Source organism: Megamonas sp. Calf98-2 (genome assembly GCF_900110235.1).
Taxonomy (GTDB): Bacteria; Bacillota; Negativicutes; order Selenomonadales; family Selenomonadaceae; genus Megamonas; species Megamonas funiformis.
In genome coordinates this window covers 1-5,170 of the sequence record NZ_FOCY01000057.1, presented here as the reverse complement: position 1 = coordinate 5,170, position 5,170 = coordinate 1, and the positions used below count along the sequence as shown (strand labels likewise).

The 5,170-nt window shown below is 25.8% G+C and carries 6 protein-coding genes; 3 read left to right on the top strand and 3 right to left on the bottom strand.

Annotated features, from left to right (window positions below; genetic code table 11):
• The first annotated feature begins 381 nt into the window (after positions 1-381).
• Both BMX03_RS10905 and BMX03_RS10900 read left to right on the top strand, forming a co-directional pair.
• Complete coding sequence (locus tag BMX03_RS10905; protein ID WP_091695396.1) at positions 382-639, top strand: BAR domain-containing protein; 258 nt, start codon at positions 382-384, stop codon at positions 637-639.
• A gap of 1 nt (position 640) precedes the next feature.
• Positions 641-1,093, top strand: coding sequence for a hypothetical protein (locus tag BMX03_RS10900; RefSeq protein ID WP_091695393.1), 453 nt, complete (start codon positions 641-643; stop codon positions 1,091-1,093).
• A gap of 65 nt (positions 1,094-1,158) precedes the next feature.
• Here the strand turns inward: BMX03_RS10900 and BMX03_RS10895 are convergent, their stop codons facing one another.
• From BMX03_RS10895 to BMX03_RS10885, 3 genes are all read right to left on the bottom strand, one after another.
• Positions 1,159-1,467 carry a hypothetical protein gene (locus BMX03_RS10895; RefSeq protein WP_091695390.1) on the bottom strand — a complete coding sequence of 103 codons (309 nt, stop codon included), beginning with the start codon at positions 1,465-1,467 and terminating at the stop codon, positions 1,159-1,161.
• Positions 1,468-1,488: 21 nt separating this feature from the next.
• Positions 1,489-3,015: a MobA/MobL family protein gene (locus BMX03_RS10890; protein WP_091695387.1), complete on the bottom strand. Its 1,527-nt coding sequence runs from the start codon at positions 3,013-3,015 to the stop codon at positions 1,489-1,491.
• Positions 3,016-3,191: 176 nt separating this feature from the next.
• Complete coding sequence (locus BMX03_RS10885; RefSeq protein ID WP_091695385.1) at positions 3,192-4,316, bottom strand: hypothetical protein; 1,125 nt, start codon at positions 4,314-4,316, stop codon at positions 3,192-3,194.
• A 438-nt stretch (positions 4,317-4,754) separates the two neighbouring features.
• Here BMX03_RS10885 and BMX03_RS10880 point away from each other — a divergent pair, with 438 nt between their 5' ends.
• Positions 4,755-4,955, top strand: a complete 201-nt coding sequence (locus BMX03_RS10880; RefSeq protein ID WP_091695382.1) for a hypothetical protein — start codon at positions 4,755-4,757, stop codon at positions 4,953-4,955.
• Positions 4,956-5,170 lie beyond the last annotated feature (215 nt).

The window sequence follows — 5,170 nt, the reverse complement described above, 5'->3', positions numbered from 1 at the left end:
AAAAACCCTTATTTTATAAGGGTTTAGCGACACGCAAAAAAAGTACCTAGTTATTGTTTGAAGTTGTGAAAATAATATGTTATAATAAAAATACAAACACAGATGTTAAACAAAATAAAAAAACCTCGAGAAGCGGTCAAACTTTACTCGAGGTTTTTTGCATTTTAGAGCTTGCCAGCTATGGGCTAGTTGCTTTTATTTTTAGTCTTATAACTATCTAACCACTTGCAAAAATAATGTACCATTAATCCTGATACAAAACCTGCCATAATAGAAATAAGAAAATCACAGATGTTAAACAAAAAATACACCTCCTCCCGTTGCCGAGATTTGGTAAAGCAACATGATGATTATAGCATAAAAAAGTGAGATGATGTTAAAATGTGTTTACCTAAAAAAACCATAGTACAATATAAAAATGCTGTTAAAGAAGTTAAGCAGAAATTAAAGACTGTAGAATTAGAATGGCAAAACTTAGATAAAACAGTAAAAAAAGATTTTGTAAATGTAGAATTATATAAAAATGATGATATAAATTATTATGATTGCCTGCTAAATGAAGCCTATAGCTCTACCAGTAGTTTTTATCCAAACACGGATTTAGTAAGGCGATTAAGAAAGTTGTTTGCAGGTATATAAAATGGACGATAAAAAGCAAAGAATTAGGGAATTAGAAAGAGAGTATTTTAAATTAAGTAGAAAAGAAGTTAGGCTTATTAGAAAGCAACAAAACTATTTAATAGATACAAGCCAAGAAAGAAAAAAACTTAATGCAGTAATGAAGAAAATTGAAGATGAATTAAGTGAGTTAAAAAAGAATTTGATAAATTATCCTGTAGAGATAAAAATTTTAAAAGAACCTTCCTATAATGGTGATACAGCTAAACATGAAATAAATTTAATAGATTTTAAGTGTAAAAAAGTTGTAGAAACAACAAATTTTGTAAACTTAATGCAAGAAATACAGAAATTTTTGCAAGAAGAAGCTAGAAAATTAGAAGAAAAAGGATTATTGCCAAAGCCAACGCCACCAATGTTTTATATAAACTATGCTAAAAAAACGCTTACAATTAACTTTTATTACGAAAAATAGCAATAAAAAAACCTGCAGCTGCTAAGATTCTATTTTAAGATTCTTAGTAGCAGCAGGTTTTTTTATTATTTAGTTTTGCGTTTAAAATCCATAACTACTTTATTAATAAGCATATGTAATTGTGGATTGTTTTCTTCAGCCCACAAATAAAAATACAATATACCTATTATGTTTTTAACATTATTCTCTGTATCTGTTTTATAACCAAGAGCTTTTATATCTTTAATTAGCTTCTTTTCTAATAATTTTTTTTTATTCGCAATAGCTTTTCTTAATTTTTTTTGCTTCTCTTTCCTAGCTAAAATTAACGCTTCCAGTTCTTTTTCTATCTTTTTTCTTTCCTCATCGGCTTTTTTTAATTCTTTATCTATCATTTTATTCAACCTTTCTACTTTCTATAAACTTAAAGCACTATCTGTTTCTTGAGATAATCTATCTGCTTTATTACTTGTAATATTATCTCTAAACTCATCATATTTATCATCTACAATTTTTGCTACCAATGCACCCAAAGAATAATTACCTGCAAAAGCTTCAGCTAAAATTTTTGCATTATTAATTTTATTATAATTTGTATCACCTGCACCACCTGTACTTAAATTATCTTTTGCTTTAACTTCATAAGTTATATTTTTACCTTTATCGGCTTTTATTTGTTTTCCAGTAGCTTTTCTTAATTTACCAATAGTATGCAATTGTAAACGCATTTTATTTAAATTGCTATTAAGTTTATTATAATTATTTTTAATCGGAAGATTTTTTTCTAATATGCCATTTACTATTTTACTTATATACATTTTAACTTCTGGCTTGCTTAAATAATTAACTATATCTTGTTTTAGATTTATAGCATATTGTTTATTTATATCATCATTATTATCTTTAATTTTAGTTATCAGTTCTCGAAATTTTTTATATTTACCTTTAGTTGCTATATCTACAGCCATTATTTTTGCTTGCTTTTCACTTATAACTTTAGGATATATCTTTTCTAAATCTTTTTGTAATTTACTTATATTATTTGTAAGTTCTTGAGAAAAATTTTTCAATATATTATCAACTTGTAGTGCTGTATATCTATTAAAAGAATTAACAGTTTTTTCTTTTTGGGAGTTAAGTTTGGATAATATTTCTTTATTAAAGCTTCTAATTTCTAGTAAATCTTTTTTTAAATTTACATCTTTGGAAAGTTTTCTTCCTAAGTGTCTTTCGGGTTCTCTATCTAAGATTTTTGCTTTTAATAAATCTCTTTTTTTTATTGCTTCCTCATATTGTTCTTTTAAACTTTTACTACTTATTGTTTGTTCAATATTATTTTCTTTTAAAATCGTATTAACAATCTTAGCATATTCATCTCGTAAATTTTTTACAGTTTGTTTACCAATCTTTCTATCATTAAACAAAATACTTTTTCTTGCTCCGCCTAATGTTGGATTTTTAGAGTTGTATCTTTTAAAAAAAGTTTTGGCATCTCTTTCAATTCCATCAATTTCTCGCTCACAAAACATTAAATGGCAATGTAAATTTCGTTCTCCACTAATCGCAGATTTCTGTTTGTCGTGTATCACTAAACTATAATAAAATTTATTCATGGGTTCAACTTTTAATATATCATTTATTATTTTTAAATTTTCTTTAAGTGTTAACTCGTTCATCAGATTAAATTCCAATTCTTTGTAAACACAAGCATTTGCACGTTCATACTTTTCTGCACTACTCCAAAATTTTTTTGCACTACCTTCTGCCCATGCTGGTAAAAAATTTTCTTTATAAATACATTCATTCACTTGTTTGTTACTATTATTTTTTTTGTCAAGATTTTTGAATTGTCCATCTCGATTGATGTAATTTAAATGATTTGTAGCAGAAGTTTTTCTTCCATTGTAGTTTCCGCATTTCACGGAAAAGTGATAACTTGCCATTTTTTTATCTCCTTTTCTAAGTTAAATTTTATCAAATTTAACAAAAATTTTCTTCAAAAAAATTTTCAAAAAGCTCCGCAGGACGCACCGTGTTTCTAAAGAAACACCTAAGTGCGCCTACTTTAAGAAAGTAGGCAAAATAATTAACTTTCGCCTAACTATTCATCTTTTTTTACTTAAAATAATTTCGGTGGTCTATATTCTTTTATTCTTTTTAATCCCTCTTTTTTAACTACACTTTTATCAAATTTTAGATAAGTATTTTTATTAATTTTTATAAATTCTTCCCAAAGTTCTTCATTCGTAAAATTTTCCCAAATATTATCTTCTAACTCTGCAAAAAAATAAAATAAATCCTGTTCTAATCTTAAAGTTAAAAGTTGTAAATTAGCATTTACTTTTATTGTTTGTTTATTTTTAAATATTTTAAATTCGTTTTTAATTTCTTCACAAAAATATTTTTCCTTATCCGTTGTTAAAAATCTGTACATATATGGCATAAAACCAGCCTTCCAGCTCTCATTATTTTTAACATTAAAATCAATTACGAATTTAATAAAATCTAGCTCCTCTTTAGTTTTAGATTGTAAAATTGGCAAGCAAAGGCTTTTCTGTTCTTCAATTTTAAGTTCTGACATTATTGGACGTTTTGGAAAACTTTCAAATATCGCTAAAACATCTTTATTTGTTTGTTTTTCTGCTTCATCTTTATCTTTAACTTCTTTTTCTTTTGTTGATGCTTCTGCTTCATCAGTTGTCGCAGTATTATTTAAATTTAAAATTATAGTACGTTCTGTTTTTCCGTTAACATTTTTTAAAACACGTATTAAAAATCCACCGTTTTCAAGCTCGAATAATGCCGTTTGTATTGCTCTCTCTTTCAATTTTAATAAATTAGCAATGTGTAAATTACTAGCAGTGCATTTACCATTTTTAGAACTTATCAAGCTTCTAATTTCCGCTAAAATGAACTTTTTAGTTGTATTTAAATCAAGTTTTAAGATATCATCATCAAGATTAAATCCATTAAATGTAGCCTTTTCAAATTTCATTTCAAGATTTTTTTTAATTTTTATTTCTCTCTTAGTTGTATTTCCTACTAAGCTAATATATTTTTTATTTTTTAAAGACAAGACAATTTTTTTTATTTCAATGGCAGAAAAATTTAAAGTTAAAGCTATTTCTTTATTGCTTAAATTTATTTTTTTCAATTTTAAACTTAAAAGATAAGCAAAAACAAGTTTTTCTCTATTTTTTAAGTCAGTTAATTCCAATATAGATTTATGTACATATACGCCCATTTTATAACGCTCCTTTTTGGAACGAAAAAAGCATAGCCAAAAATACATAATCGGCTATGCTTCATCTAAATTAAAAGTGCAACAATTTGTATACTTTTATCTTTACAAATCTAGTCCTGCTTTGTTATAATAAATTTAACAGTTATAGTTTCTCTATAGCTATTTTTAATTTAACAAATAACAATGCAGGTTAAAAAGATGTTGGAAATGTTTTTTATTGCCAAAACGATTATCCAGTAAAAAGCGGTTTCCGATTATCTGCTTATATGAGTATGGGGATACTTATATAAGCACCTGTATTTTTATTTACTTTTTTGTACGTTCTAAAATTAAAATAATAGTTAATTAAAGTTTAAAGTTTATATTTTATTTTGTCAAACTAAAATTTTAAAATGTCCAAAAATGTCCGCTAATGTCCAAAAGTGAGGTTGATTTTAGATGCCAACTATAAAAGATATACAATCTATAGCTAAAAATAGAAGTATACAGCTACCTAAAAAAATAAGAAAAGCTAACATGATACATATATTGCAAGAAAAAGAAGGCAATAGTCCTTGTTATTCTAAAAAAGAATGTACAAATAAAGTTTGTTTATGGTATATAGATTGCCAAAAAGAATTTAATAAAAGTAAAAAATAATAGATGAGTATATAAGAACCTAGTTGATGAAGGCTAGGTTCTTTTTTTATATAAATTAAAAAAGAAAAGTTCTCTCTATATATTATCTCTATATATATTCTCTTATATTCTCTAGGGTGCAAAAAAAGTACCTAGTTGATGGATAAACCCTTATTTTATAAGGGTTTAGCGACACGCAAAAAAAGTACCTAGCGACACGCAAAAAAAGTACCTAG